The sequence below is a fragment of the Agrobacterium sp. 22-221-1 genome (genome assembly GCF_053522445.1).
The window spans coordinates 218,762-245,141 of sequence record NZ_JBNWCL010000005.1; the positions used below are offsets into that span (position 1 = coordinate 218,762).

39 protein-coding genes are annotated in these 26,380 nt (G+C 58.7%); 32 read left to right on the plus strand and 7 right to left on the minus strand.

Annotated elements, in window-relative coordinates:
- From ACQZ5N_RS10130 to rplQ, 28 genes are all read left to right on the plus strand, one after another.
- Positions 1–119: EF-Tu C-terminal domain-related protein (locus tag ACQZ5N_RS10130; protein ID WP_448732870.1), on the plus strand; the 119-nt coding region annotated here is incomplete at its 5' end.
- Between the two features lie 311 nt (positions 120–430).
- Positions 431–739 carry a 30S ribosomal protein S10 gene (rpsJ, locus tag ACQZ5N_RS10135; RefSeq protein WP_003507767.1) on the plus strand — a complete coding sequence of 103 codons (309 nt, stop codon included), beginning with the start codon at positions 431–433 and terminating at the stop codon, positions 737–739.
- A gap of 168 nt (positions 740–907) precedes the next feature.
- Positions 908–1,549 (plus strand): 50S ribosomal protein L3, encoded by a 642-nt coding sequence (rplC, locus tag ACQZ5N_RS10140; RefSeq protein WP_003507769.1) that lies wholly within the window; start codon positions 908–910, stop codon positions 1,547–1,549.
- Positions 1,550–1,561: 12 nt separating this feature from the next.
- Positions 1,562–2,182, plus strand: a complete 621-nt coding sequence (rplD, locus tag ACQZ5N_RS10145) for a 50S ribosomal protein L4 (RefSeq protein WP_003495173.1) — start codon at positions 1,562–1,564, stop codon at positions 2,180–2,182.
- Positions 2,179–2,472: a 50S ribosomal protein L23 gene (locus ACQZ5N_RS10150; RefSeq protein WP_003521003.1), complete on the plus strand. Its 294-nt coding sequence runs from the start codon at positions 2,179–2,181 to the stop codon at positions 2,470–2,472. Before rplD ends, ACQZ5N_RS10150 begins: the two co-directional genes overlap by 4 nt.
- A 43-nt stretch (positions 2,473–2,515) precedes the next feature.
- The gene (gene rplB, locus ACQZ5N_RS10155; RefSeq protein ID WP_003521004.1) at positions 2,516–3,352 is read left to right on the plus strand and encodes a 50S ribosomal protein L2; all 837 of its coding nucleotides are present in this window, start codon (positions 2,516–2,518) and stop codon (positions 3,350–3,352) included.
- Positions 3,353–3,367: 15 nt separating this feature from the next.
- The gene (gene rpsS / locus ACQZ5N_RS10160) at positions 3,368–3,646 is read left to right on the plus strand and encodes a 30S ribosomal protein S19 (protein WP_003507772.1); all 279 of its coding nucleotides are present in this window, start codon (positions 3,368–3,370) and stop codon (positions 3,644–3,646) included.
- 2 nt (positions 3,647–3,648) lie between these two features.
- Positions 3,649–4,038, plus strand: coding sequence for a 50S ribosomal protein L22 (gene rplV / locus ACQZ5N_RS10165; RefSeq protein WP_003521005.1), 390 nt, complete (start codon positions 3,649–3,651; stop codon positions 4,036–4,038).
- Complete coding sequence (gene rpsC, locus ACQZ5N_RS10170) at positions 4,038–4,769, plus strand: 30S ribosomal protein S3 (RefSeq protein ID WP_003495188.1); 732 nt, start codon at positions 4,038–4,040, stop codon at positions 4,767–4,769. The genes rplV and rpsC overlap by 1 nt, the downstream gene beginning before the upstream one ends.
- A gap of 38 nt (positions 4,770–4,807) precedes the next feature.
- Entirely contained in the window at positions 4,808–5,221 is a 414-nt protein-coding gene (gene rplP / locus ACQZ5N_RS10175) for a 50S ribosomal protein L16 (protein WP_003495190.1), read from the plus strand.
- A 12-nt stretch (positions 5,222–5,233) separates the two neighbouring features.
- Positions 5,234–5,434 carry a 50S ribosomal protein L29 gene (gene rpmC / locus ACQZ5N_RS10180; protein WP_003495193.1) on the plus strand — a complete coding sequence of 67 codons (201 nt, stop codon included), beginning with the start codon at positions 5,234–5,236 and terminating at the stop codon, positions 5,432–5,434.
- A gap of 11 nt (positions 5,435–5,445) precedes the next feature.
- Positions 5,446–5,682 (plus strand): 30S ribosomal protein S17, encoded by a 237-nt coding sequence (rpsQ, locus tag ACQZ5N_RS10185; RefSeq protein WP_003495195.1) that lies wholly within the window; start codon positions 5,446–5,448, stop codon positions 5,680–5,682.
- 234 nt (positions 5,683–5,916) lie between these two features.
- Positions 5,917–6,285 carry a 50S ribosomal protein L14 gene (gene rplN, locus ACQZ5N_RS10190; RefSeq protein ID WP_003495199.1) on the plus strand — a complete coding sequence of 123 codons (369 nt, stop codon included), beginning with the start codon at positions 5,917–5,919 and terminating at the stop codon, positions 6,283–6,285.
- Between the two features lie 12 nt (positions 6,286–6,297).
- Complete coding sequence (rplX, locus tag ACQZ5N_RS10195; RefSeq protein ID WP_003521006.1) at positions 6,298–6,606, plus strand: 50S ribosomal protein L24; 309 nt, start codon at positions 6,298–6,300, stop codon at positions 6,604–6,606.
- Positions 6,599–7,153 carry a 50S ribosomal protein L5 gene (gene rplE, locus ACQZ5N_RS10200; protein WP_003495201.1) on the plus strand — a complete coding sequence of 185 codons (555 nt, stop codon included), beginning with the start codon at positions 6,599–6,601 and terminating at the stop codon, positions 7,151–7,153. Before rplX ends, rplE begins: the two co-directional genes overlap by 8 nt.
- Positions 7,154–7,186: 33 nt before the next feature.
- Positions 7,187–7,492: a 30S ribosomal protein S14 gene (rpsN, locus tag ACQZ5N_RS10205; RefSeq protein ID WP_003507785.1), complete on the plus strand. Its 306-nt coding sequence runs from the start codon at positions 7,187–7,189 to the stop codon at positions 7,490–7,492.
- A 12-nt stretch (positions 7,493–7,504) separates the two neighbouring features.
- Positions 7,505–7,903: a 30S ribosomal protein S8 gene (gene rpsH, locus ACQZ5N_RS10210; RefSeq protein WP_003521007.1), complete on the plus strand. Its 399-nt coding sequence runs from the start codon at positions 7,505–7,507 to the stop codon at positions 7,901–7,903.
- A 43-nt stretch (positions 7,904–7,946) separates the two neighbouring features.
- Positions 7,947–8,480, plus strand: a complete 534-nt coding sequence (gene rplF, locus ACQZ5N_RS10215; protein WP_003495204.1) for a 50S ribosomal protein L6 — start codon at positions 7,947–7,949, stop codon at positions 8,478–8,480.
- A 12-nt stretch (positions 8,481–8,492) separates the two neighbouring features.
- Positions 8,493–8,855 carry a 50S ribosomal protein L18 gene (gene rplR, locus ACQZ5N_RS10220; RefSeq protein WP_003521008.1) on the plus strand — a complete coding sequence of 121 codons (363 nt, stop codon included), beginning with the start codon at positions 8,493–8,495 and terminating at the stop codon, positions 8,853–8,855.
- 120 nt (positions 8,856–8,975) lie between these two features.
- Positions 8,976–9,545, plus strand: coding sequence for a 30S ribosomal protein S5 (rpsE, locus tag ACQZ5N_RS10225; RefSeq protein WP_004442585.1), 570 nt, complete (start codon positions 8,976–8,978; stop codon positions 9,543–9,545).
- Between the two features lie 11 nt (positions 9,546–9,556).
- Positions 9,557–9,763: a 50S ribosomal protein L30 gene (rpmD, locus tag ACQZ5N_RS10230; protein WP_020812287.1), complete on the plus strand. Its 207-nt coding sequence runs from the start codon at positions 9,557–9,559 to the stop codon at positions 9,761–9,763.
- A gap of 16 nt (positions 9,764–9,779) precedes the next feature.
- Positions 9,780–10,259, plus strand: a complete 480-nt coding sequence (rplO, locus tag ACQZ5N_RS10235) for a 50S ribosomal protein L15 (protein ID WP_003521009.1) — start codon at positions 9,780–9,782, stop codon at positions 10,257–10,259.
- A 328-nt stretch (positions 10,260–10,587) separates the two neighbouring features.
- A complete protein-coding gene (gene secY / locus ACQZ5N_RS10240; protein ID WP_003521010.1) occupies positions 10,588–11,928 on the plus strand; it encodes a preprotein translocase subunit SecY in 1,341 nt (446 codons plus the stop codon).
- Entirely contained in the window at positions 11,925–12,515 is a 591-nt protein-coding gene (locus ACQZ5N_RS10245; protein WP_003521011.1) for an adenylate kinase, read from the plus strand. Before secY ends, ACQZ5N_RS10245 begins: the two co-directional genes overlap by 4 nt.
- A gap of 302 nt (positions 12,516–12,817) precedes the next feature.
- Positions 12,818–13,186, plus strand: a complete 369-nt coding sequence (gene rpsM, locus ACQZ5N_RS10250; protein ID WP_035263425.1) for a 30S ribosomal protein S13 — start codon at positions 12,818–12,820, stop codon at positions 13,184–13,186.
- A gap of 137 nt (positions 13,187–13,323) precedes the next feature.
- Positions 13,324–13,713 (plus strand): 30S ribosomal protein S11, encoded by a 390-nt coding sequence (gene rpsK, locus ACQZ5N_RS10255; RefSeq protein ID WP_003521013.1) that lies wholly within the window; start codon positions 13,324–13,326, stop codon positions 13,711–13,713.
- A gap of 195 nt (positions 13,714–13,908) precedes the next feature.
- Positions 13,909–14,919, plus strand: coding sequence for a DNA-directed RNA polymerase subunit alpha (locus ACQZ5N_RS10260; protein ID WP_003495228.1), 1,011 nt, complete (start codon positions 13,909–13,911; stop codon positions 14,917–14,919).
- A gap of 120 nt (positions 14,920–15,039) precedes the next feature.
- Positions 15,040–15,465, plus strand: coding sequence for a 50S ribosomal protein L17 (gene rplQ, locus ACQZ5N_RS10265; RefSeq protein WP_003521014.1), 426 nt, complete (start codon positions 15,040–15,042; stop codon positions 15,463–15,465).
- A 75-nt stretch (positions 15,466–15,540) separates the two neighbouring features.
- Here the strand turns inward: rplQ and ACQZ5N_RS10270 are convergent, their stop codons facing one another.
- From ACQZ5N_RS10270 to msrP, 3 genes are all read right to left on the minus strand, one after another.
- On the minus strand, positions 15,541–16,482 hold the full coding sequence (locus ACQZ5N_RS10270; protein WP_448732818.1) for an RNase A-like domain-containing protein: 942 nt from the start codon (positions 16,480–16,482) through the stop codon (positions 15,541–15,543).
- A 75-nt stretch (positions 16,483–16,557) separates the two neighbouring features.
- Positions 16,558–17,214 carry a protein-methionine-sulfoxide reductase heme-binding subunit MsrQ gene (msrQ, locus tag ACQZ5N_RS10275; RefSeq protein ID WP_448732819.1) on the minus strand — a complete coding sequence of 219 codons (657 nt, stop codon included), beginning with the start codon at positions 17,212–17,214 and terminating at the stop codon, positions 16,558–16,560.
- A gap of 2 nt (positions 17,215–17,216) precedes the next feature.
- A complete protein-coding gene (gene msrP / locus ACQZ5N_RS10280) occupies positions 17,217–18,158 on the minus strand; it encodes a protein-methionine-sulfoxide reductase catalytic subunit MsrP (RefSeq protein WP_137453030.1) in 942 nt (313 codons plus the stop codon).
- 312 nt (positions 18,159–18,470) lie between these two features.
- Between msrP and ilvD the strand changes: the two genes are divergently transcribed.
- Positions 18,471–20,306 carry a dihydroxy-acid dehydratase gene (gene ilvD / locus ACQZ5N_RS10285; protein ID WP_448732820.1) on the plus strand — a complete coding sequence of 612 codons (1,836 nt, stop codon included), beginning with the start codon at positions 18,471–18,473 and terminating at the stop codon, positions 20,304–20,306.
- A gap of 61 nt (positions 20,307–20,367) precedes the next feature.
- Here ilvD and ACQZ5N_RS10290 read toward each other — a convergent pair whose 3' ends face one another.
- Positions 20,368–20,850, minus strand: a complete 483-nt coding sequence (locus ACQZ5N_RS10290) for a GNAT family N-acetyltransferase (protein ID WP_448732821.1) — start codon at positions 20,848–20,850, stop codon at positions 20,368–20,370.
- Positions 20,851–21,068: 218 nt separating this feature from the next.
- On the opposite strand from ACQZ5N_RS10290, the gene ACQZ5N_RS10295 reads away from it, so the two are divergent.
- Positions 21,069–22,070: a serine hydrolase domain-containing protein gene (locus ACQZ5N_RS10295; protein WP_059760442.1), complete on the plus strand. Its 1,002-nt coding sequence runs from the start codon at positions 21,069–21,071 to the stop codon at positions 22,068–22,070.
- Between the two features lie 21 nt (positions 22,071–22,091).
- On the opposite strand, the gene ACQZ5N_RS10300 is transcribed toward ACQZ5N_RS10295, so the two are convergent.
- From ACQZ5N_RS10300 to ACQZ5N_RS10310, 3 genes are read right to left on the minus strand one after another with little or no spacing between them, the layout of a single operon-like run.
- Positions 22,092–22,526 carry a hypothetical protein gene (locus tag ACQZ5N_RS10300; protein WP_448732822.1) on the minus strand — a complete coding sequence of 145 codons (435 nt, stop codon included), beginning with the start codon at positions 22,524–22,526 and terminating at the stop codon, positions 22,092–22,094.
- A 25-nt stretch (positions 22,527–22,551) separates the two neighbouring features.
- On the minus strand, positions 22,552–23,007 hold the full coding sequence (locus ACQZ5N_RS10305; RefSeq protein WP_448732823.1) for a MarR family winged helix-turn-helix transcriptional regulator: 456 nt from the start codon (positions 23,005–23,007) through the stop codon (positions 22,552–22,554).
- A 48-nt stretch (positions 23,008–23,055) separates the two neighbouring features.
- A complete protein-coding gene (locus ACQZ5N_RS10310; RefSeq protein WP_174057008.1) occupies positions 23,056–23,406 on the minus strand; it encodes a lysozyme inhibitor LprI family protein in 351 nt (116 codons plus the stop codon).
- 174 nt (positions 23,407–23,580) lie between these two features.
- On the opposite strand from ACQZ5N_RS10310, the gene ACQZ5N_RS10315 reads away from it, so the two are divergent.
- Both ACQZ5N_RS10315 and ACQZ5N_RS10320 read left to right on the plus strand, forming a co-directional pair.
- Entirely contained in the window at positions 23,581–24,987 is a 1,407-nt protein-coding gene (locus ACQZ5N_RS10315) for a DegQ family serine endoprotease (protein WP_003520388.1), read from the plus strand.
- A complete protein-coding gene (locus ACQZ5N_RS10320) occupies positions 24,984–26,300 on the plus strand; it encodes a replication-associated recombination protein A (protein ID WP_448732824.1) in 1,317 nt (438 codons plus the stop codon). The genes ACQZ5N_RS10315 and ACQZ5N_RS10320 overlap by 4 nt, the downstream gene beginning before the upstream one ends.
- The last annotated feature ends 80 nt before the right edge of the window (positions 26,301–26,380 follow it).

The window sequence follows — 26,380 nt, forward strand, 5'->3', positions numbered from 1 at the left end:
GCGTTACCGTTGACGTCGAGCTGATTGTTCCGATCGCGATGGAAGAAAAGCTGCGCTTCGCTATCCGCGAAGGCGGCCGTACCGTCGGCGCCGGCATCGTCGCTTCGATCGTCGAGTAATTTCGACCTTTGAAATTCAGACTGGCGGCGGTGTGAACAACACCGCCGCCGGACTTTTGGTAAAAAGCCTGGCGGCGTTGCATTTTTAGTGCTTGAAAAATTCGGTGAAAGCGCGTAAACGCGCACTCACACTCAACGCTGGATTCGCAAGCGATTGCGAAACGCGGTGTTTTAGCAATACAGACAACTGAAATGATTGGGATGCGACAGCGCATCTCTCTCGATTTTTGAAAATCTGCGGCGCCACGATCAATAGAAGTTCATGTGTTTCCGCGTGCGGAAACGAATAACAAAGAACAAGGACAAGACGAATGAACGGCCAGAATATCCGTATCCGCCTCAAGGCGTTCGATCACCGGATCCTCGATGCCTCTACCCGTGAAATCGTGTCGACCGCAAAGCGCACCGGCGCCAGCGTTCGCGGCCCGGTTCCGCTCCCCACCCGCATCGAAAAGTTTACCGTCAACCGCTCTCCTCACGTTGATAAGAAGAGCCGTGAACAGTTCGAAATGCGGACGCACAAGCGTCTTCTCGATATCGTTGACCCCACCCCGCAGACTGTCGATGCTCTGATGAAGCTCGACCTCGCTGCTGGCGTTGACGTGGAAATCAAGCTCTAAGACCCGGCCCGATCCATCCAAGGTGAGGGCTGAAATAACAAGGAAGGTACGTGGAGTAATCCAACGACTTCCAAACCGGAGACCGGAAACATCGTGAGATGTCGAAGGGCACTCCTTAACAAAGGCCAGAGAGGGTTTTCCCTTCAAGGCTCGCAAGAGGATGAACCAATGCGTTCAGGTGTGATTGCACAGAAAGTGGGTATGACACGCGTCTATAACGACGCAGGTGAACATATCCCCGTAACAGTATTGCGACTGGATAACGTACAAGTCGTTGCCCAGCGCACGGAAGACAAGAATGGCTATACCGCAGTTCAGCTCGGTGCCGGCCAGTCCAAGGTCAAGAACACGACGAAGGCGCTTCGCGGTCATTTTGCCGCTGCCAATGTCGAACCGAAAGCCAAGCTCGTCGAGTTCCGGGTTTCCCCCGAGAACCTGATCGACATCGGTGCAACACTGACCGCAAATCATTTTCAGTCCGGCCAGCTGGTCGACGTCACTGGAACCACGATCGGTAAAGGTTTTGCCGGTGCTATGAAGCGTCACAACTTCGGTGGTGGCCGCGCTTCGCACGGTAACTCCGTATCGCACCGTGCACACGGTTCGACCGGTAACAACCAGGATCCGGGCCGCGTCTGGAAGGGCAAGCGCATGGCTGGTCATATGGGCCAGACGCGCGTTACGACCCAGAACCTCGAAGTCGTTTCGACCGATGAAGACCGTGGCCTCATCCTCGTGAAGGGTGCAGTTCCCGGCTCGAAGGGTTCCTGGATCATCGTCCGCGACGCCGTCAAGTCGGCTGCGAAGTAAGGGAGCCTTATCATGGAATTGAACGTCAAGACCCTCGAGGGAAAAGACGCCGGCAAGGTTTCTCTGTCGGATGAGATCTTCGGCCTCGACCCCCGCCAGGACATCCTGGCCCGCATGGTTCGCTGGCAGCTTGCAAAAAAGCAGCAGGGAACCCACAAGTCCAAGAACCGGTCGGAAGTTTCCCGCACCGGCGCGAAGATGTACAAGCAGAAGGGTACGGGCCGCGCTCGTCACCATTCGGCTCGCGCACCGCAGTTCCGCGGCGGCGGCAAGGCCCACGGCCCGGTCGTTCGCAGCCACGCCCACGATCTTCCGAAGAAGGTTCGTGCGCTCGCTCTGCGTCACGCCCTGTCTGCAAAGCTGAAGGCTGAAGAACTGATCATCGTCGATCAGCTCGTTGCGTCCGAAGCAAAGACCAAGGCTCTGCTGGGCAGCTTCGCTTCGCTTGGCCTGACCAACGCTCTCGTTATCGGCGGCGCCGAACTTGATGGCAACTTCAAGCTCGCTGCTCAGAACATCCCGAACGTGGACGTTCTGCCGGTTCAGGGCATCAATGTTTACGACATCCTGCGCCGTGGCAAGCTGGTGCTTTCCAAGGCTGCTGTAGAGGCTCTGGAGGAGCGGTTCAAATGACGGATCTTCGCCACTACGATGTGATCGTATCTCCTTCGATCACGGAAAAGTCGACGCTGGTATCCGAACAGAACCAGGTCGTATTCAACGTCGCCAAGAATGCTTCCAAGCCTGAAATCAAGGCTGCCGTGGAAGCTCTCTTCGGCGTCAAAGTCACGGCTGTGAACACGCTTATCCGCAAGGGTAAGACCCGTCGTTTCCGTGGATTCGCCGGTAAGCTGAAGGACGTCAAGAAAGCCGTCGTCACGCTCGCCGAAGGTCAATCCATCGACGTGTCCACCGGACTCTAAAGGTTAGGCCCAAGCGGGCAAAGACCCAAAAGGGAACAAGAAAATGGCATTGAAAAGTTTCAATCCGACCACGCCGAGCCAGCGCCAGCTGGTTATCGTGGACCGCGCTTCGCTCTACAAGGGCAAGCCGGTAAAGGCTCTCACCCAGGGCCTCAGCTCCAAGGGTGGCCGTAACAACCAGGGCCGGATCACCGTCCGTTTCCAGGGTGGCGGTCACAAGCGGACCTACCGTCTGGTTGACTTCAAGCGTCGCAAGTTCGACGTAGAAGGCACCGTTGAGCGTCTGGAATACGACCCCAACCGCACCGCGTTCATCGCGCTGGTTACGTATACCGACGGCGAACAGGCTTACATTCTCGCGCCACAGCGTCTCGCTGCCGGTGACAAGGTGATCGCCTCCGACAAGGCAGTGGACGTGAAGCCCGGCAACACCATGCCGCTTCAGTACATTCCGGTCGGTTCGATCATCCACAACGTCGAGATGAAGCCGGGTAAGGGCGGTCAGATCGCTCGCTCCGCCGGTACGTATGTCCAGCTCGTCGGCCGCGATGCCGGCATGGCCATCCTGCGTCTCAACTCGGGCGAACAGCGTCTGGTGCACGGCTCCTGCCTCGCATCGATCGGCGCTGTTTCGAACTCGGACCACGCCAACATCAACGACGGCAAGGCCGGTCGTTCCCGTTGGCGCGGCAAGCGTCCGCACGTTCGCGGCGTCGTCATGAACCCGGTCGACCACCCGCACGGTGGTGGTGAAGGTCGCACGTCGGGTGGTCGCCACCCGGTTACTCCGTGGGGCAAGCCCACGAAGGGCAAGCGCACCCGTTCGAACAAGTCGACCGACAAGTTCATCATGCGCTCGCGCCATCAGCGTAAGAAGTAAGAGAGGTAGTCACTAATGGCTCGTTCAGTATGGAAAGGTCCGTTTGTTGACGGCTATCTTCTCACCAAGGCTGAGAAGGTGCGCGAGAGCGGACGTAACGAAGTAATCAAGATCTGGAGCCGTCGCTCCACGATCCTGCCGCAGTTCGTTGGTCTGACCTTCGGCGTCTACAACGGCAGCAAGCATGTGCCCGTCTCCGTCAACGAAGACATGGTCGGACACAAGTTCGGTGAATTCTCTCCGACCCGTACCTATTACGGTCACGGCGCGGACAAGAAGGCAAAGAGGAAGTAATCATGGCGAAGGCTAAGACCGAACGCCGGCTGAAGGACAACGAGGCTCAGGCCGTTGCCCGTACGCTCCGCGTCAGCCCCCAGAAACTGAACCTGGTTGCCGCTCTTATCCGTGGCAAGAAGGTTGATCGCGCTCTCGCCGAGCTCGAATTCTCCCGCAAGCGCATTGCAGGCACCGTCAAGAAGACGCTGGAATCTGCAATTGCCAATGCGGAAAACAACCACGACCTCGACGTCGACGCTCTCGTCGTCGCCGAGGCCTATGTTGGCAAGTCCATCACCATGAAGCGTTTCCACGCTCGTGGCCGTGGTCGTGCTTCCCGCATCGAAAAGCCGTTCGCTCACCTCACGATCGTTGTTCGTGAAGTCGAGGAAAAAGGGGAGGCCGCATAATGGGTCAGAAAATCAATCCGATCGGCTTCCGCCTCGGCATCAACCGTACCTGGGATAGCCGCTGGTACGCTGACACCGCAGAATACGGCAAGCTGCTGCATGAAGACCTGAAGATCCGGGCTTACCTGATCAAGGAACTCAAGCAGGCCGGTATCGCCAAGGTCGTCATCGAGCGTCCGCACAAGAAGTGCCGCGTCACGATCCACTCGGCTCGTCCGGGTCTGATCATCGGCAAGAAGGGTGCGGATATCGAGAAGCTTCGCAAGAAGCTTTCCGAGATGACCAACTCCGAAACGCACCTCAACATCGTTGAAGTGCGCAAGCCGGAAATCGACGCGACGCTGGTTGCCCAGTCGATCGCTCAGCAGCTCGAGCGCCGCGTGGCTTTCCGCCGTGCGATGAAGCGTGCTGTTCAGTCCGCAATGCGTCTTGGCGCCGAAGGCATCAAGATCACCTGCGGCGGCCGTCTCGGCGGTGCAGAAATCGCTCGTACCGAATGGTACCGCGAAGGTCGCGTTCCGCTCCACACGCTGCGTGCGGACATCGACTACGGCACGGCTGAAGCTGAAACCGCATTCGGCATTTGCGGCATCAAGGTCTGGATCTTCAAGGGCGAAATCCTTGAGCACGATCCGATGGCTTCTGAGCGTCGCGGTCTCGAAGGCGACGCACAGGGCCCTGCAAGCCGTGAGCGTGGCGATCGTCCCGATCGTCGTCGCGAAAACGCTTGATTGACGCTGGCGAAAGATAAGCTCGGAGAAGTAAGAAAATGTTGCAGCCAAAGCGTACTAAGTACCGTAAGCAGTTCAAGGGACGCATCAAGGGCGTCGCCAAGGGCGGCTTTGACCTGGCATTCGGTGAATTCGGCTTGAAGTCGCAGGAACCGAACCGCGTGAATGCACGCGAGATCGAAGCGGCCCGCCGCGCGATCACGCGTTACATGAAGCGCGCAGGTCGCGTGTGGATCCGCGTATTCCCCGACGTTCCGGTCACGGCAAAGCCGACCGAAGTTCGTATGGGTAAGGGCAAGGGTTCGGTCGATTACTGGGCATGCAAGGTCAAGCCCGGTCGTATGATGTTCGAGATCGACGGTGTGTCCGAGGAGATCGCCCGTGAGGCGCTTCGTCTCGGCGCTGCCAAGCTCTCGGTCAAGACGCGCTTCGTACAGCGCATCGCAGAGTAAGGAGCAAGGCACATGAAAGCCGATGAAGTTCGCGGCCTCAGCGCCGACCAGCTCAAGGACAAGCTCGCCGATCTGAAGAAGGAGCAGTTCAACCTGCGCTTCCAGAAGGCAACTGGTCAGCTGGAGAAGTCCTCGCGCATCAACGAAGTCCGCAAGGATATCGCCCGCGTTAAAACCATTGCCCGCCAGAAGGCGGCAGAAGCCAAGGCCTAAGGAAGAATAATATGCCGAAACGCATTCTGCAGGGCGTCGTAGTGTCCGACAAGAACGAGAAGACTGTCGTAGTCCGGGTTGAGCGCCGATTCGCTCACCCGCTGCTTCAGAAGACCGTTCGTCGTTCGAAGAAGTACAAGGCACACGACGAAAACAATCAGTATAAGGTCGGCGATGTCGTTTCCATCGAGGAATGCGCACCGATCTCCAAGGACAAGCGCTGGACGGTCGTTTCCGCCCAGGCTTAATTTCATCAGAATCGCGCCAGGTGTCTTGCACTTGGCGCGAATTCCTGTATGAAGCACCGCAAGGACGCTCGTGAATCGAGCGTCTTTTGCTTTGATGCGCACGGAAGGTCCTTCGGGAAACCACCCTGTCACGACATTTCCGCGCAAAAAAAGAGATATTCATAAGCTGGGGCAGGGGGCTTGCTCGGGAGAGTTTGCCCAACCGTCCCGGTAACAACAAGAAGGCGACCTGACATGATTCAGATGCAAACAAACCTCGACGTGGCGGATAATTCCGGCGCACGTCGTGTCATGTGCATCAAGGTGCTGGGCGGCTCGAAGCGCAAATATGCTTCTGTTGGCGACATTATTGTCGTTTCCATCAAGGAAGCTATTCCGCGCGGCCGCGTCAAGAAGGGCGACGTGATGAAGGCGGTTGTCGTGCGCACCGCCAAGGACATCCGCCGCGCTGACGGCAGCGTCATCCGTTTCGATAACAACGCAGCCGTTCTTATCGACAACAAGAAAGAGCCCATCGGCACCCGTATCTTCGGACCGGTTCCGCGCGAACTTCGCGCCAAGAACCACATGAAGATCATCTCGCTGGCTCCGGAAGTACTGTAAGGAGCGAATGCGATGCAGAAGATTCGTAAAGGCGACAAGGTTGTCGTATTGACCGGTAAGGACAAGGGCCGTACCGGCGAAGTAATCCAGGTTTTGCCGAAGGAAGATCGGGCCGTTGTGCGTGGCGTTAACATGGTGAAGCGTCACCAGCGCCAGACCCAGGCCCAGGAAGCTGGCATCATCAACAAGGAAGCATCCTTGCACATCTCCAACATCGCCATCGTCGACAAGGATGGCAAGCCGACCCGCGTTGGCTTCTCGGTTGTGGATGGCAAGAAGGTCCGCGTGGCCAAGCGTTCGGGAGAAGTGATCGATGGCTGATAAGTACGAGCCGCGTCTCAAGACGGAATACGTTTCTCGTATCCGTGGCGCCATGCAGGAGAAGTTCTCCTACGCCAACGTGATGATGATCCCGAAGCTTGAAAAGATCGTGATCAACATGGGTGTTGGCGAGGCGACTGCCGACTCCAAGAAGCCCACCATCGCTGCCGGTGACCTGGCTGCGATCGCCGGCCAGAAGCCGGTCGTTACCCGCGCTCGCAACTCGATCGCAGGTTTCAAGGTTCGCGAAGGCATGCCGATCGGTGCGAAGGTTACCCTTCGTGGCGCCCGCATGTACGAATTCCTTGATCGTCTGGTCAACATCGCGCTTCCGCGCGTTCGCGACTTCCGGGGCCTGAACCCGAAGAGCTTTGACGGCCGTGGCAACTTTGCCATGGGCATCAAGGAACACATTGTGTTCCCTGAGATCAACTACGATAAGGTTGATCAGATGTGGGGCATGGACATCATCGTTTGCACGACGGCGACGTCGGACGACGAAGCTCGGGCTCTGCTGACAGAGTTCAACTTCCCGTTCCGTCACTAACCGTAACGACGAGCGTAGAAAAGGAACTCCGATATGGCGAAAACAAGCGCAGTTGAAAAGAACAAGCGCCGCCGCAAGTCGGTCGCCCAGCAGGCCGCCAAGCGCGCCGCACTGAAGGCGATCGTGATGAACCAGTCCCTTCCGATCGAAGACCGGTTCAAGGCCACTCTGAAGCTCGCTTCGCTGCCGCGTGACGGCTCGAAGACGCGTATCCGCAACCGCTGCGAAGTAACGGGCCGTCCGCGCGCGTTCTATCGCAAGCTCAAGATGTCGCGTATCGCGCTTCGTGAGCTGGGCAATTCCGGCAAGGTGCCGGGCATTGTCAAGTCGAGCTGGTAAGGAGACGGGCACATGACCATGACTGATCCTTTGGGTGATATGCTCACCCGCATCCGCAATGGTGCTGCTCGCCGCAAGTCTTCGGTAAGCACGCCGGCTTCCAGCCTCCGCGCACGCGTTCTCGACGTGCTGCAGGCTGAAGGCTACATTCGCGGTTATTCCAAGGTCGATTTCGAAAACGGCAAGTCCGAATTCACGATCGAGCTGAAGTACTACGAAGGCGCGTCCGTGATCCGTGAGATCGGCCGCGTTTCCAAGCCGGGCCGCCGGGTTTATGTCTCGGTAAAGTCCATTCCGCAGGTCGCGAACGGCCTCGGCATCACCATCCTTTCGACCCCGAAGGGCGTGATGGCCGATCACCAGGCTCGCGAACAGAACGTTGGTGGCGAGGTTCTTTGCTCGGTCTTCTAAGACCCGAGCAAGGATCTCCATAACGAACAGACAGGATTGAATAATGTCTCGTATCGGTAAAAAGCCCGTTCCGGTTCCAGCAGGTGTGACGGCCAATGTCGACGGCCAGAAGGTTACTGCTAAGGGCCCGAAGGGTGAACTGTTTTTCGTCGCAAACGACGACATTCAGCTGAAGCTCGAAGATAACGGCGTTTCCGTAACGCCGGCTAACGGCACCAAGGAAGCTCGTTCGAAGTGGGGCATGTCCCGCACGATGATCGAGAACATCTTCAAGGGTGTTAAGGACGGCTATGAGCGCAAGCTCGAAATCAACGGCGTCGGTTACCGTGCCGCCATGCAGGGCAAGAACCTGCAGCTGGCTCTCGGCTTCTCCCACGACGTTGTTTACGAGCCGCCGGTCGGCATCACCATTGCCGTTCCGAAGCCCACGGAAATCATCGTTTCCGGCATCAACAAGCAGCAGGTTGGCCAGGTAGCCGCGGAAATCCGCGAATACCGCGGTCCCGAGCCCTACAAGGGCAAGGGCGTGAAGTACGCTGAAGAGCGTATTGTCCGCAAAGAAGGCAAGAAGAAGTAAGGATCACGCGAAATGGCTAGCAGGAAAGAAGCACTTGCACGTCGCGCGAGCCGTGTGCGCCGCCAGATCAAGGCGGTTGCCAACGGCCGCCCGCGCCTGTCGGTTCATCGCTCGTCGAAGAACATCTACGCCCAGATCATCGATGACGTTGCTGGCAAGACGCTTGCGTCTGCCTCCACGCTCGAAGCCGATCTGCGCGGCTCGCTCAAGACCGGCGCCGACGTTGCAGCAGCAACTGTCGTAGGCAAGCTGGTTGCCGAGCGTGGCGTCAAGGCTGGCGTCAAGGATGTCGTATTCGACCGTGGCGCGTTCATCTACCACGGCCGCATCAAGGCCCTGGCAGACGCTGCCCGCGAAGGCGGCCTGAACTTCTGATTTTTTTTCCGCCCGGACAACGATCCGGGCGGAATTTCACCGGGCCATGCGGATCTCTTCATCGGGACCGCTGGTCTTTTCGTTTGCCGTTCCACCCGCAAAAGAAAAAGGACAAGGACAATGGCACAGGATAAAAGAGGTTCCCGCGAAGAGCGTCAGAACCGCGAAGAGCGCGATAGCGAATTCGTCGACAAGCTGGTCGCGATCAACCGCGTTGCAAAGGTTGTTAAGGGTGGCCGTCGCTTCGGCTTCGCCGCTCTCGTCGTCGTTGGCGACCAGAAGGGCCGCGTTGGCTTCGGTCACGGCAAGGCTCGTGAAGTTCCGGAAGCGATCCGCAAGGCAACCGAAAGCGCAAAGCGCGATCTGATCTTCGTTCCGCTGCGCGATGGCCGCACGCTGCACCACGACGTCAATGGCCGTCACGGCGCAGGCAAGGTTCTGCTGCGTTCGGCCAAGGCCGGTACCGGTATCATCGCCGGTGGTCCGATGCGCGCCGTTTTCGAAACGCTCGGCGTTCATGACGTTGTTGCCAAGTCGACCGGTTCTTCGAACCCGTACAACATGGTTCGCGCTACGTTCGACGCTCTGAAGCATCAGGTTCATCCGAAGGACATCGCTGCACAGCGCGGTCTGAAGTATGCGACCCTTCAGGCTCGTCGTGCCGCTTCCGGCAACGCTTCTGAAGAATAAGGAGCTGGATCATGGCCAAGAAGACTACTGAAGCCAAGAAGACTGTTACGGTCGAACAGATCGGCAGCCCCATTCGCCGCCCGGCAATCCAGCGCCAGACGCTGATCGGCCTGGGTCTCAACAAGATGCATCGTCAGCGCACCCTGGAAGACACTCCGGCGGTTCGCGGCATGATCCGTGCGGTCCAGCATCTCGTTCGCGTCGTTGACGAGAAGTGAGACGGAGTAACCTATCATGAAACTCAATGAAATCAGAGACAACGAAGGCGCCTCCAAGGACCGTATCCGCGTAGGTCGCGGTATCGGTTCCGGCAAGGGCAAGACCGGTGGTCGCGGTGTGAAGGGCCAGAAGGCTCGTTCGGGCGTCGCCATCAACGGTTTCGAAGGCGGTCAGATGCCCATCTACCGTCGTCTGCCGAAGCGCGGTTTCAACAACATCTTCGCTTCCGAATATGTTGTCGTATCGCTCGGCCGCATTCAGACCGCCATCGACGCCAAGAAGCTTGACGCTTCCGCAACGATCGATGCCGCTGCTCTCAAGGCTGCTGGCGTTATCCGTCGCGCCAAGGACGGCGTACGCATTCTCGCCGACGGCGAGCTGAAGGCCAAGGTCGCTTTCGAAGTTGCCGGCGCTTCCAAGCCCGCAATCGAAAAGATCGAAAAGGCTGGCGGTTCGATCAAGCTTCTCGCAGTTGCAGCAGAAGCCGCCGAGTAATATATAGACTTCAGACGCCCGGGGCTCGTCGCTCCGGGCGTCTGCGCTCCCTGGCCTATGGTGCTTTCGATCTAAATCGATTTATAGAGCATCAGGGCAATCTCTTCGCGGTGTGCTTCCACGGCCCCGCTTGCGGCAGAAAGTGCCGCAGGGAGAGCCTCACAGTTCTTGAACTTCCGTAGGGGAGGGGATAGGACATAAAAAACAGGGTGAGGCATGATGGCGGCTGAGAGCCGCATTTGTCCGAAGCCCGGTTTTGACCAGTATCTTTTAGACCTTTCCGCATCGGCCGGTTGCGCTGGCTGGCAAGGGTCATTCGGAGAAATTTATGGCTTCAGCAGCGGAACAACTGGCTTCGAACCTGAATTTTTCGACCTTCGCTAAGGCGGAGGATCTGAAAAAGCGTCTCTGGTTTACTCTTGCCGCACTTCTCGTCTACCGTCTCGGCACCCACATTCCGCTTCCGGGCCTGAACCCCGAAGCCTATGCGCAGGCCTTCCGTGGCCAGGCCAACGGTATTCTCGGTCTTTTCAACATGTTTGCGGGTGGCGCCGTCGAGCGCATGGCGATCTTCGCGCTCGGCATCATGCCTTACATCTCCGCTTCGATCATCGTGCAGCTCATGACCTCGGTCGTGCCCTCGCTCGAAGCGTTGAAGAAGGAAGGCGAAGCCGGCCGCAAGATCATCAATCAGTATACGCGCTACGGCACGGTGCTGCTCGGCACGCTGCAGGCCTATGGCATTGCGGTTGGCCTCGAAAGCGGCAACGGCCTCGTGGTCGATCCAGGCTGGTTCTTCCGCATTTCCACCGTCATCACGCTGCTCGGCGGCACGATGTTCCTGATGTGGCTGGGCGAGCAGATCACCTCGCGCGGTATCGGCAACGGTATTTCGCTGATCATCTTCGCGGGCATCGCCGCAGGCCTGCCCAAGGCGCTGGCCGGCACGCTGGAACTCGGCCGTACCGGTGCGCTTTCCACCCCGCTCATCCTGACGGTGGTTGTGGTCGCCATCGGCGTCATCGCGCTCATCGTCTTCGTGGAGCGCGCCCAGCGCCGTCTGTTGATCCAATATCCGAAGCGACAGGTCGGCAATCGCATGTTCCAGGGCGATACCTCGCATCTGCCGCTGAAGCTCAACACGGCCGGCGTCATTCCCGCGATCTTCGCATCGTCGCTGCTGCTGCTGCCGGCAACGGCTGCGGGTTTTGCCGGAAACACCAACCTGCCGGGCTGGGCAACCTCGATCATCGCGTCGCTGCAGCACGGACAGCCGCTGTTCATGGCGCTCTACGGCCTGCTGATCGCGTTCTTTGCGTTTTTCTATACGGCGATCGTCTTCAATCCGAAGGACACCGCAGATAACCTCAAGAAGCATGGTGGCTTCATTCCGGGCATCCGTCCGGGCGAGCGCACCGCGGAGTACATCGATTACGTCCTGACCCGCATCACGGTGGTCGGCGCGATTTATCTTGTCTTCGTCTGTATCCTTCCTGAGACACTTATCGCACGCACGGGCATTCCATTAGCCCTTGGTGGTACTTCGCTTTTGATCGTTGTCAGTGTAACTCTGGATACGGTTGCGCAAATTCAGGGCCACCTGATCGCGCAGCAGTATGAAGGGCTGATCAAGAAGTCGAAGTTGCGTGGAGGAAAGAGGGGACGATGAGACTGATATTTTTGGGTCCGCCGGGTGCGGGCAAGGGAACCCAGGCCAAGCGGCTGACGGACAAGTACGGGATCCCGCAGCTTTCCACCGGTGACATGCTTCGCGCTGCGGTCAGCGCGGGCACCGAAATCGGCAAACGTGCCAAGGCCGTCATGGACGCCGGCGGGCTTGTTTCCGACGATATCGTCAATCAGATCGTTTCCGAACGCATCGAAGCACCGGACTGTGCCAAGGGCTTTATTCTCGACGGCTATCCGCGCACCGTTCCGCAGGCCAAGGCGCTTGCCGAGAACATGCGCAAGAAGAATCTGGTCCTCGATGCCGTCATCGAACTCAAGGTGGACGAAGAGGCGTTGATTCGCCGAATCGAAAACCGCGTGGCTGAAACCATTGCCGCCGGCGGTACGGTTCGCTCGGATGACAATCCGGAAGCGTTCCGCAAGCGCCTGACGGAATATCGCGAGAAGACCGCGCCGCTGTCCGCCTATTACAGCGAACAGGGCGAGCTCGTGACGCTGGATGGCATGGCTGACGTCGATGCCGTCACCGAGGCTATCGAGCGCGTTCTCGAGAAAGCCTCCGCCTGATCGATGGAGCGGATGGGCGAGGCTGTTGCGCTCTTGCCCATATCTCGCTTGCGCATGGCGGCTGGTCCTTTGGATCGTAAAAGAATCTTGGCGGAGCCGGTTGCTTTTTTGCGCTGATTCCGTTAAACACCGCGCCAACTCGCGACATCCCAAGCGACTGGCGCGGATTTCCCTAAGGGAAGGGAGATCCGGGTTCGGTCGTTTTGACTTGTCACGGACACCAATTTGAACTGGCGGTCTTGTCGGCCGCTCGAATGGAATCACCACTTGCCGGATGGCAACTGGAACCAAGGAGAAGAGACGTGGCACGTATCGCTGGCGTCAACATCCCGACCGCGAAGCGCGTTGTTATTGCGCTGACCTACATTCACGGGATCGGTCCGAAATTCGCGCAGGAAATCATGGACAAGGTCGGTCTTCCGGCTGAGAAGCGCGTTCATCAGCTGACGGATGCTGAAGTTCTTCAGATCCGCGAAGCCATCGACCGCGACTACCAGGTCGAAGGCGACCTGCGTCGTGAGACCTCGATGAACATCAAGCGTCTGATGGACCTCGGTTGCTACCGCGGCCTGCGTCACCGTCGTGGCCTTCCGGTCCGCGGTCAGCGCACGCACACCAACGCCCGCACCCGCAAGGGTCCGGCGAAGGCTATCGCTGGTAAGAAGAAGTAATTTTCGGGTTCTCCGGAGAGGGGAGGCTGGTGCAGTCCGCGCCAGCCTTTCTGAGTTTGGCGTGAAGCTCCGATGGGGCCGATCGCCGGTGTAGCCGCTGGTGTTACGGCGGTGAAGAGATCAATGAAAGGTATAAAATGGCCAAGGAAGCCGCACGTATTCGCCGTCGCGAACGTAAGAACATCACGTCCGGCGTCGCGCACGTCAACTCGACCTTCAACAACACGATGATCACCATCACCGACGCACAGGGCAACGCCATTGCCTGGTCGTCCGCTGGTGCCAAGGGCTTCAAGGGTTCGCGCAAGTCGACCCCGTTCGCTGCCCAGATCGCTGCTGAAGATTGCGCGAAGAAGGCTCAGGAACACGGCATGAAGTCGCTTGAAGTTGAAGTTTGCGGTCCGGGTTCCGGCCGTGAATCGGCACTTCGCGCCCTGCAGGCTGCCGGTTTCATGATCACTTCCATTCGCGACGTGACGCCGATCCCGCACAACGGTTGCCGTCCGCGCAAGAAGCGCCGCGTCTGACGCGACCGTGGTTCGGAAATTCCGCCTTACCTCAGGTCTGGCGGAATTTTCGTGTATCTGGCGTGTGCGCGTCGATTTCGATCGGCGGACTTGCGCTCAAGAACCCACCGATGAACCGCTGAATTAGGTTCCTCTCGGTGTTTTCATGCTCGGTCCGTCACGATTGGATGGTGGCGGCGAACGGAAGGTTTAAAGATGATTCAGAAGAACTGGCAGGAACTTATCAAGCCGAACAAGGTCGAGTTCACCTCGTCCAGCCGCACCAAGGCAACGCTGGTTGCCGAGCCGCTGGAGCGTGGTTTCGGTCTTACCCTCGGCAACGCGCTGCGTCGCGTTCTGTTGTCTTCTCTGCGTGGCGCCGCTGTGACGGCCGTGCAGATCGACGGTGTCCTGCACGAATTCTCCTCCATCCCCGGCGTTCGGGAAGATGTGACGGATATCGTGCTCAACATCAAGGAAATCGCCATCAAGATGGACGGCGATGATTCCAAGCGCATGGTCGTGCGCAAGCAGGGTCCGGGCGCCGTGACCGCTGGTGACATCCAGACGGTTGGCGACATCGAGATCCTGAACCCCGACCACGTGATCTGCACGCTGGACGATGGCGCTGAAATCCGCATGGAATTCACCGTCAACAACGGCAAGGGTTACGTACCGGCTGAGCGCAACCGCGCGGAAGATGCCCCGATTGGCCTCATTCCGGTGGACAGCCTCTATTCTCCGGTCAAGAAAGTGTCCTACAAGGTGGAAAACACCCGTGAAGGCCAGGTTCTCGACTATGACAAGCTGATCATGACGATCGAGACCAACGGTTCGGTTTCCGGCGAAGACGCCGTTGCCTTCGCCGCTCGCATTCTTCAGGACCAGCTCGGCGTCTTCGTCAACTTCGACGAGCCGCAGAAGGAAGCAGAAGAAGAATCGGTTACCGAACTCGCGTTCAACCCGGCGCTTCTCAAGAAGGTGGACGAGCTCGAGCTGTCCGTTCGTTCGGCAAACTGCCTGAAGAACGACAACATCGTTTATATCGGCGACCTGATCCAGAAGACCGAAGCCGAAATGCTTCGCACGCCGAACTTCGGTCGCAAGTCGCTGAACGAAATCAAGGAAGTTCTCGCTTCCATGGGTCTGCACCTCGGCATGGAAGTGCCGGCATGGCCGCCTGAGAACATCGAAGATCTCGCAAAGCGTTACGAAGACCAGTACTAACAATCAAAAAGGCAGACCCTTTAAAGACTGCCTTTCCCCGTCAAACAGCAGGTAAGTCACCTGCATGTGCCAGGAAACGGCAGGCCTTAGAGAAGGAACCTGCGTAGAAGGAGAATAGCAATGCGCCACGGTAATTCAGGCCGCAAGCTCAATAGAACCGCCAGCCACCGCAAGGCAATGTTTGCCAACATGGCTGCTTCGCTCATCACCCATGAGCAGATCGTAACCACGCTTCCGAAGGCGAAGGAAATTCGCCCGATCGTTGAGAAGCTCGTCACCCTCGGCAAGCGCGGCGACCTGCACGCTCGTCGTCAGGCGATCTCGCAGATCAAGGATCAGGACGCCGTTCGCAAGCTGTTCGACGCGATCGCAGCCCGCTATGCAAACCGCAATGGCGGCTACCTGCGTATCATGAAGGCCGGCTTCCGCCAGGGCGACAATGCCGCTCTCGCCGTCATCGAATTCGTCGAACGCGACGTTGACGCCAAGGGCGCAGCCGACAAGGCTCGCGTTGCCGCTGAAGCTGCTGCTGCCGAAGCTGCATAAGGTTTGGCGCCGTTCAGGCGTCATGAATTTAAAGGCCGGGCGAGTGATCGCCCGGCTTTTTTGTTGAAAAAGACTTTAGGAGCGGCGCAGGTAGTAACCGTCAGTGCCGTCGTCGCCTTCGATCAATTCAACAGTCCGGTTGAGAAGCCATTTAATTCCCTGATCTGCCGCCCCAAACTCAGCGTTGGATGTGTTCCAGAGATTTCCGAGCACGCGATCAGGAACGTCTGATCGTAGTATGGACGCCAGAAATGCCAGAAGTTTATTCCGCTCTGCCTTAGTCAGATGATACAAACCAAAAAGCAATACGCCGTCCAAGCTTTCGAAAATTTCGAAGTCTTGAATCATATAGCTTGTGAATTTTAGAAACTCCGGTGCGGGGGTAATAGTCTTTTTCACGATATCATCGTTCCTAGGGTAGGCTGTATTGACATAGAAGCCATTAGGGCGGCTGGCGTCGTGAACAATAAATACGCCAACTTCGTATGTAACGCGTAGGTGGGCTTCAGAATAAGGAGTTTCGCGAAACGCTTCAACGCCAGTGCGATAGCCAAATCTCTTTTTGAGGAATGCCTCTTTGAGAAAACCGGTCGCAACCAATTCGGCCGTTTCGGCATTGCTTTCGATCGTCTGATTTACGAAGTACTGGGCGTCTTCATAACTGTTGAAGCTCCCATTCCGAAACATCACGTAAGTTACTGGCATCCACCACTTAGCAGGGCGGCCCATTCGCAATAAAAGTTCCGTTCCAGTTTTTCCCACATGGTACCGTAGAGTATGTGCACCACGATAGTTTTCCTCTTTATGCAGGTCTATCTTTTGATGAGCTTTTCCTGGTGAAGGGACCGCGTTGTTTGACCCCGATTGATTGACCGTGGTCCATTCTCCACCTTGTGGGTTCCCTGGGGGTACTCGCGGTTGGTTTGGATTGAAATTAGCTTTTGTTCGATGAATTTGTAGACGCGCATAAGATAGGCGCAAACGATAGATTTTTAATTTTCTTTCAAGTTTCTCCACAGTCGTTGATCTCCGCGTTCATAGAACTAGAGAGAGTAAATCTGTTTTTCGGAGCGGGGATAAATTGGGTGAGTTTTAGTCGGGATTGGCGGCCCTGACTCCCCCCCTTTTCTTTCTCTTCGCTGCCATGATCGTCGGCCGTACCAGCCGATAGCCGAGCAATACCACCATCGTGCTGATATAAAACACCGGCTCCAGCGTGATCGACTTTCGCGCCAGCACGAAATGCAGCACGCCGACGATGAGCACGAGATAGACGAGTTTGTGCAGCGTGTTCCAGCGGCTGCCGAGTTTGCGGATCGACCAGCGGTTGGAGGTGAGCGCCAGCGGTATGAGCATGAGAAGCCCGGCCATGCCGAGCATGATATAGGGGCGCTTCAGAATATCGCCGGCGATGGAGCCGAGGATCAGGCCGCGATCCAGCACCAGATAGACGGTGAAATGCGCCAGCACGTAATAAAAGGCGATCAGCCCCAGCGCGCGGCGATAGGCGATGACGTTGATGTTGAAGAGATCGCGCAGCGGCGTCACCAGAAGCCCGAGGCACAGGAAGCGCAGCGCCCAGATGCCGAGCAGGTGTTCGAAATCCTTGACAGGATTGAAGCCGAGGCCGCCGGTTGCGGCGAGATAGAAATACCAGAGGCCCGGACAGAGGCCGATGACATAAAGCGACCAGATGGCCGCCGGCTGGTAACGCTTCGGCAGCGAGGGAAGAGGCAGGGCGAAGGCCATGGTCAATAATTCGCTTTCAGGTCCATGCCGGCATAGAGGCTCGCCACCTCGTCATAACCGTTGAACATCAGGGTAGGGCGGTTTTGGGTGCCAAAGAAGCCGCCTTCGCCGATGCGCTGTTCCGTCGCCTGGCTCCAGCGCGGATGATCGACATTCGGGTTGACGTTGGAATAGAAGCCATATTCGCGGGCGTTGGAGTTTTTCCACGTCGTTTCCGGTTGTTTCTCGACCAGCGAAATGCGGACGATGGATTTGATGCCTTTGAAACCGTATTTCCACGGCACGACAAGGCGGATCGGTGCACCGTTCTGGTTCGGCAGCGTCTCTCCATAAAGGCCGACGGCGAGAATGGTGAGCGGATGGCGTGCTTCATCGAGGCGAAGCCCCTCTACATAGGGCCAGGAGAGAGGCTGGAAGAGGCCGCTTTGCCCCGGCATTTCGTCCGGCCGCACCACGGTTTCGAAAGCGACATATTTCGCGCTGCCAAGCGGCTCCACCTTGTCGAGAAGGGCGGCGAGCGGGAAACCGATCCACGGAATGACCATCGACCAGCCCTCGACACAGCGCATGCGATAGGTGCGCTCTTCGAGGGGATATTTCATCAGGTCTTCGATGCCGAATTCCTGCGGTTTGGAGACGAGGCCATCCACCTTCACCGTCCAGGGGGTGGGCTTGAACTTGCCGGAATTTTCCTTCGGGTCGGATTTTCCGACACCGAATTCGTAGAAATTATTATAGCTGGTGACAGCATCGAGCGGGGTGAGCTTCTCATCCAGCTTGTAGGCGCCGGGTTTTGCGGAAAGCGGCGCGGCAACAGCCTCGCGCCCGGCCAGCCCTATTGCCGCCAGCCCCGCCGCCGTGCCGAGGAAGCCACGTCTGGACAGGTAGATATTCTTCGGCGTGATTTCATTTGCCGAGATGAGGGGCGGGCGATAGGCGGGCATTGGAACCTCCACAAAAGCCGGGTACATCGGCGATAAATCGATTATGATAGCCAATACGGCCGCTGCACAGATATGTTTCAGCGCTCTGCGGAAAAACAACGGTGGGGTGGCGGAAATCGCGCATTTGTGATGAGGGCGCGGCCGGATAGCACGATGAAGAGAAAGCGTACCGTACCGAACCGTACTGTTTTGCCCTAAGGTGACAGTGACAGGGCTTGCGGTTTGCGCTAGAAAAACCGCAAAATAGGGCAGAGGCCGTTTTGACCGCGCTGCGGAAGACGCGTCTTAGCCCAAGAGATTGAGGAAAACACCATGCCAGCCTATCGCTCCAGAACGACAACCCACGGCCGCAACATGGCGGGCGCGCGCGGCCTTTGGCGCGCCACCGGCATGAAGGACAGCGATTTCGGCAAGCCGATCATCGCGGTGGTCAATTCCTTCACACAGTTCGTGCCGGGCCATGTGCATCTGAAGGATCTCGGCCAGCTCGTTGCCCGCGAAATCGAGGCGGCCGGCGGTGTCGCCAAGGAATTCAACACCATCGCGGTCGATGACGGTATCGCCATGGGCCATGACGGCATGCTCTATTCGCTGCCGTCGCGCGAGATCATCGCGGATTCGGTGGAATATATGGTCAATGCCCATTGCGCCGATGCGATGGTGTGCATTTCCAACTGCGACAAGATCACCCCCGGCATGCTGAATGCGGCGATGCGCCTCAACATCCCCGCCGTCTTCGTTTCCGGCGGTCCGATGGAGGCCGGCAAGGTCGTCCTGCATGGCAAGACGGTTGCGCTCGATCTGGTTGACGCCATGGTCGCTGCTGCAGACGACAAGATTTCCGACGAGGATGTGAAGGTTATCGAGCGTTCGGCCTGCCCGACCTGCGGTTCCTGTTCCGGCATGTTCACGGCCAATTCCATGAACTGTCTGACCGAGGCGCTGGGTCTGTCGCTGCCCGGCAACGGTTCGACGCTCGCCACCCATTCCGATCGCAAGCGGCTGTTCGTCGAAGCCGGTCACCTGATCGTCGATCTGGCGCGCCGTTATTATGAGCAGGAGGATGAAACCGTCCTGCCGCGCACCATCGCGAACAAGGCGGCGTTCGAAAACGCCATGTCGCTGGATATCGCCATGGGCGGCTCCACCAACACGGTGCTGCATATTCTGGCGGCCGCGCATGAGGGCGGCGTCGATTTCGGCATGGAAGACATCGACCGTCTTTCCCGCAAGGTTCCCTGCCTTTCCAAGGTCGCGCCTGCCAAGCAGGACGTGCACATGGAAGACGTTCACCGCGCCGGCGGCATCATGCGTATTCTGGGTGAACTGGAACGCGGTGGGCTCATCAATCGCGATACCTATACCGTTCATGAAGCGACGCTGGGCGATGCCATCGACCGCTGGGACATCACCCGCACCAACAGCGAGACGGTGCGGCAGTTCTTCAAGGCGGCGCCGGGCGGCGTGCCGACGCAGGTGGCCTTCAGCCAGTCCTCGCGCTGGGACGATCTGGACACGGATAGCGACAACGGCGTCATTCGTTCGGTTGAGAAGCCTTTCTCCAAGGATGGTGGTCTGGCCGTGCTTTACGGCAACATCGCGCTTGATGGCTGCATCGTGAAGACGGCGGGCGTCGACGAATCCATCCTGAAATTCACCGGCCCGGCAGTGGTTTACGAAAGCCAGGACGCGGCCGTGAAGGGCATTCTCGGCAATGAGGTCAAGGCGGGCGACGTCGTCGTCATCCGTTACGAAGGGCCGAAGGGCGGGCCGGGCATGCAGGAAATGCTCTATCCGACCAGCTACCTGAAATCCAAGGGCCTCGGCAAGGCCTGTGCGCTGATTACCGACGGTCGTTTCTCCGGCGGTACTTCGGGCCTCTCCATCGGTCACGCCTCGCCGGAAGCGGCGCAAGGCGGCGCCATCGGCCTCGTGCGTCAGGGCGACCTGATCGAGATCGACATTCCGAACCGCACCATCAACCTGAAGGTCACGGATGCGGAGCTGGCGTCGCGCCGCGCCGAGCAGGAAGAACTGGGCTGGAAGCCGGAAGCGCCGCGCAAGCGCAACGTCACGACGGCGCTGAAGGCCTATGCCGCCTTTGCTTCCAGCGCGGACAAGGGCGCAGTGCGGATTCTGCCGGAGTAAGTTCCGGATTTGCGAGATGATAAAAAGCCGCCGTTGATAAACGGCGGCTTTTTTGTGCCGATCACTCTTTATCGAGCCGATAAGGTCGAAGCGGCAAGATTTTTCCCCGTTGCCGGCAAAAGGCATTTGCACGGCCGGTCGCAACAAAGCCCAGCTTGTCCATCAGACGGTGCGACGCCCTGTTGTCAAACAGCGGATTGGCATGCAGGGTTCTGATGCCCAGGTGCTGAAAGGCATAATCGATGACGAGGCGTCCGGCCTCTTCTCCATAGCCCTTTCCCCAGACACGGCGATCAAGCCAAAGGCCGAATTCGCCTGAAAGGCCGATGAGACCGACCAGCCTGCCATCATCCACCGCCCATACCGGCAGCCGACGCTCAGCAATGCGCCTGATCAGACGCCGTGCGTCATCGGTTTCGAAAGGATAGGTCGTGCGTAGCAGATTGCGCAAAATGAGCGGGTCGTTCGTCAGCCGGGCGAGTGGCGAGGCGTCCGTCATTTTAAAAGGCCGCAGGACAAGGCGTGATGATTTCAGTTGCGGCATCGTTTCCCGTCTTTTGCATTTGCGGCAGGGCAATAGTCCTCAAGATCAGAAACTGATTCAAGCGCTTTGCATCTCGATTCCGGAATGCAGGCCAACGCCCTGTTTTCATACAGATTTCGCGAGATCATCGAATTGGGTGTGGAAAGAAATAAGGTCACATTGGAGTGATTGGCGGCGTTTCCTCTTTTCATCGACGTATGGCTTCCTAGGTCAGTGACATGAAAAGACGAACCGCACTCGCCCTTATCGCTTCCCTGCCTTTCGCCCCGCTTGCCCGCGCGCAAAGCACCGGCAATGGCATCCGTTTCGATCCGTTGCTGCGGGAGGCGGATGCGCTTTCCAGCCTCAAGGCGGTCATTGTCAGCATCGATGGCGAAGAGGTCGCGAGCCGAGCCTATCACGGGGCCGGTTTGAACGGCTCCACCAATATCAAGTCGGCCTCGAAATCGATCATCTCGGCGCTGGTGGGCATGGCCATCGATCGCAAGATTCTCGAAGGCGCCGACCAGCCGATCGCGACCGTTCTGCGTGGCGATTTTCCGCAAAATCCCGATCCCCGGCTGGAACGGATCACCGTCGGCAACCTGCTGTCGATGCAATCCGGCCTGGAGCGCATGTCCGGCCCCAATTACGGCCGCTGGGTCGCCAGCCGCAACTGGGTGCGGATGGCGCTGGGTTCCGGTTTTGCCGGGGAACCGGGCGGCGGCATGCTCTATTCCACCGGCTCAACCCATCTGCTCTCGGCGATCCTGACAAAAGCTTCCGGCCGTTCGACGCTGTCGCTTGCGCGCGACTGGCTCCGTCCGCTCGAGGGATTTTCCATCGGCGGCTGGGAGCGCGATCCGCAGGGCATCTATCTTGGCGGCAACCAGATGGCGATGACCGCGCGGTCTTTGCTGGCCTTCGGAGAGCTTTACCGCCTGGGTGGTGTGACACCCGGCGGCGAGCGGTTGATTTCGCAGGGCTGGATCGAGCAATCGTGGCGGCAGCGCACCAATTCCGTCTTCAACGGCGACGGCTATGGCTATTGCTGGTTCATCAAGGAGATGGCGGGAGAGACGGTCTATTATGCCTGGGGTTATGGCGGGCAGATGCTCTATATCGTACCCGCCAGGCGGCTATCGGTCGTGATGACCTCTCGCGAGGATGCGCCTTCCGCCCGAACCGGTTACCGCGACCAGTTGCATGGCCTTATGGAGACCATCATCCGGGCGGTATAACCTCATGCGCAAAACGCCGAACTAGGCGGCCAGACGGCGTTTTAGCTGAAGGCCATTGCGGAAGCTTTTTGCGAGAAGGGTGATATTGAGCGCTCCGGCGCAAAGCTCCAGCGCCTGAACGGCGTAGAAGACCCCGCCGTAATCGTTTAAGAGGGCGAAATGCCGAAGCACAAGCGCGCAGGGGACGAGGATCAGCAGCCCGTTCAGTGCGATGAGCGGCATACGTTTCTTCTTGGCTGCGACCAGCGGATGTTTCCATTTCGCGCCCATGCGGAAGCCGCTGAAACCCGTGACCGCAAGCGCGGGCGCAAGCACCAGAAACCCCCAGGGAATGGCGAGTTTGACGGTACGGATCGCTTCGCTGGAACCGGAGATTTCGGTGAGCGCGGTGGATAACCAAAAGGCGAGTATGATCGCCAGCGCCAGCGTGCCGGCGACGGGATGAAGGGTTCTCATCGATATAGTCCTTTAGAAGATCGGATCAGCCTTGCGGCGGATCGGCGTCCAGCCCGGCGAAAAGCTGGTTCAGGCAGTCTATGGCGTTACTCAGTTGCTCCGCCTGCATATCCGTGGCTAAACGGCCGGCGAGTTCATTCCATTGCTGCATGGTGGCGGCATAGGCATTCTCGCCCTTTTCGGTAAGGCGGATGAGCTTAGCCCGCTTGTGGTGCGGATTGTTTTCGAAGCAGACAATGTCCTGTCGCTCCATCTCATCGATGAGGCGTTGTACACCCTGCCGGGTCTGGCCCATGTTCCGTGCGATCTGCGCCACGGTCAAAGGCTGGTCGGCAAGCGCCACCGCTCCCAGAACCTGCCAGCGTGCACTGGACAGGCCAAAGGGTGCAGACAGGGCGTCGCCCGCGGCGATCAACGCGCCATTGGTTCGAAAGATGGCAACCGCCAGGGCGGAAAGAATGTGTGCGTTGTCCGTTTTCATGACAACACATTGCCATTTTGACAATATGTTGTCAATATCGGATTTGCGTTACAGCGGCCGGTTGATGCTCTGGAACGCCTCTCCGAGACGCTTCATGCGTTCCTCGTAAGCGCTGGTAAGACAGGCAACGTCCGCTGCGCATTCCTGGCGTTTCTTCAGCCACTGGCTCTGCTCGTCGCGCAGCGTGTCGCGTGCGCCCATGGCCATCAGCTGGGTGAGGATGTCGAAGGTGGTGGCCATCTTCACATCCTGATCGTTCAGCATGCGGTTGTCGCAGATCGCCTTTTCATCCGCGGCCAGATCGGTCTTTGCGCAATCGAAGCTCGCCGCGCTGGCCAGAGAAATGAAGGAGGGGGCAAGCAGGATGCCGCAGGCAAGGAGGATCGGTTTCAGATGCATGGGTCGTCTCTTTTTAAGGAAAGTCAGGTGTCGGTGAAACCGAAAAGGGGCGCTGTTGGTTCCAATGTCGCCCACCGATCCATGCCTGGAAAAGGACGGCCATCATCTTGCCGCTCTTTGCTTTACAGGCTTTGGCGTTATAACTCCATCATACTGATGACGATGAGGAATCACATGCGAAGCGTGTTGAAGTATCTGTCCACCGGCTTTCTCGCCGCACTCATTCTCCTGCCTGTGGGTGCTGCGGCGCAGGATAACAGGACCGTGCCGTCGAGCCACACGGAAATGCAGCTCTCCTTCGCGCCGCTGGTCAAGCGCACCGCGGGCGCGGTGGTGAATGTCTATGCCGAACGCGTCGTGCAGCGGCGTCTGTCGCCCTTTGCCGGTGATCCTTTCTTCGAACAGTTCTTCGGCCAGCAGATGCCGAACCGCACGGAAAAGCAGTCGTCGCTCGGCTCCGGCGTCATCGTGACCGCCGGCGGCCTCGTGGTGACCAACAATCACGTCATCGACGGTGCCGATGACATCAAGGTGGCGCTGGCGGATGGGCGTGAGTTCTCCTCCAAGGTGCTGCTGAAGGATGACCGCGTCGACCTCGCCATTCTGCAAATCGATGCGAAGGAGCAGTTCCCGGTGCTGTCGCTCGGCAATTCCGATGCGATTGAAGTGGGTGATCTGGTGCTGGCCATCGGCAATCCCTTCGGTGTCGGCCAGACGGTGACGAGCGGCATCGTCTCGGGTCTGGCACGCAACCAGGTGACGCAGGGCGATTTCGGCTTCTTCATCCAGACCGACGCTTCCATCAATCCCGGTAATTCCGGCGGCGCATTGATGAACATGGCGGGTGAGCTGATCGGCATCAATACGGCCATCTTCTCCAAGGGCGGCGGCTCGAACGGCATCGGTTTCGCCATTCCCGCCAATCTGGTCCGGGTTTTCGTCGCTGCCGCCGAGCGTGGCGATGCAAGCTTCGAGCGGCCCTATATCGGTGCGACCTTCGATCCGGTGACATCGGATGTCGCCGAGGCGCTTGGTCTGCATCGCGCCCGCGGCGCGCTGGTCGTCAGCGTCGTCAAGGGTGGGCCGGCCGAAAAGGCGGGTATCGAACCCGGACAGGTGGTTACCGCCGTCAATGGTTTCGAGGTGGAACATCCGGATGCGCTGGGTTATCGCCTGACGACCGCTGGCATCGGCAAATCCGCCGAACTGACCGTGATGGACAAAGGGAAAGAGAAAAAGGTGACCATCGCGCTCGATACCGCGCCGGAAACCGCACCGCGCGATGAACGGCTGATCGAGGGCCGCAATCCCTTCGCCGGCGCGACTGTCGCCAATCTTTCGCCGAAGCTTGCCGATGAATTGCGTATGCCCTCGCAGGTGACAGGCGTTGTCATTACCGATGTGAAGCGCGGTTCGCCGGCCTATCGTGTCGGTTTCCAGCCGAAGGACGTGATCCTGTCGCTAAACGGCGCGGATATCGGCACCACCGCCGCTGTCGAGAAGGCGCTGGACGACAATCCCGGCTTCTGGCGGGTGGAAATTCTGCGTGACGGGCAGCGCATCCGGCAGTTCCTGCGATGAGCGACGATCTCTTTGCCCCGCAAGTGCCCGTGGAGGTCGCCAACCGGCGGCCTCTTGCCGATCGTCTGCGTCCGAAGACGCTGGCGGAGGTGAGCGGGCAGCCGCATCTGACGGGGGAGGAGGGCGTTCTGCGCCGCATGATCGATAGCGGTTCGCTGGGATCGATGATCTTCTGGGGGCCGCCCGGCACCGGCAAGACCACGGTTGCCCGCCTGCTTTCCGGCGAGGCGGGGCTGGCTTTCGAGCAGATCTCGGCGATCTTTTCCGGTGTCGCCGATCTCAAGAAGGTTTTCGAAGCGGCGCGCACACGGCGGATGAATGGCCGGCAGACGCTGCTTTTCGTAGACGAGATTCATCGCTTCAACCGCGCCCAGCAGGACAGCTTTCTGCCGGTGATGGAAGACGGCACCATTATTCTGGTGGGCGCCACCACCGAAAACCCGTCTTTCGAACTCAATGCAGCTCTGTTGTCGCGGGCGCGTGTGTTGACATTCCGCTCGCATGACGAGGAGAGCCTGAGCGAGCTTCTGAAGCGTGCCGAGGAGGCGGAGGGCAAGCCCCTGCCGCTGACGGAAGAGGCGCGGGCCAGCCTGATCCGCATGGCCGATGGCGATGGCCGCGCCGTGCTGACGCTTGCCGAAGAGGTGTGGCGTGCGGCGCGCAAGGACGAGACCTTCGATACCGAAGGGCTGACGCGCATCGTGCAGCGCCGTGCGCCCGTCTACGACAAGAGCCAGGACGGCCATTACAATCTCATTTCCGCGCTGCATAAGTCGGTGCGCGGTTCGGACCCGGATGCCGCGCTTTATTATCTTGCCCGCATGTTCGATGCCGGTGAAGACCCGCTCTATATCGGCCGGCGGCTGGTGCGCATGGCGGTGGAGGATATCGGCCTTGCCGATCCGCAGGCGCTCGCCGTCTGCAATGCCGCCAAGGATGCCTATGATTATCTCGGTTCACCGGAGGGGGAGCTGGCTCTGGCGCAGGCCTGCGTCTATCTCGCGACTGCGCCGAAATCGAACGCCGTCTATACCGCCTTCAAGTCGGCGATGCGGGCGGCCAAGGAAAACGGCTCGCTGGTGCCGCCGAAACATATTCTGAATGCGCCGACCAAGCTCATGAAGGGCGAGGGTTATGGCGACGGTTACCGCTACGACCATGACGAGCCGGATGCCTTTTCCGGACAGGATTATTTCCCGGAGAAAATGGGGCGCACGACCTTTTACGATCCGCCGGACAGGGGGTTCGAGCGGGAAATCCGCAAGCGTCTGGACTGGTGGGCGAAGCTGCGTCGCGAGCGTGGATCGCGCTAGGATTTACGCGGTTGCGCCGAAAGCCGTATCGCGGTCGATCTTAAGAAAAAGATTCAGGCCGCTGGCAAAAAGAGTCGCGA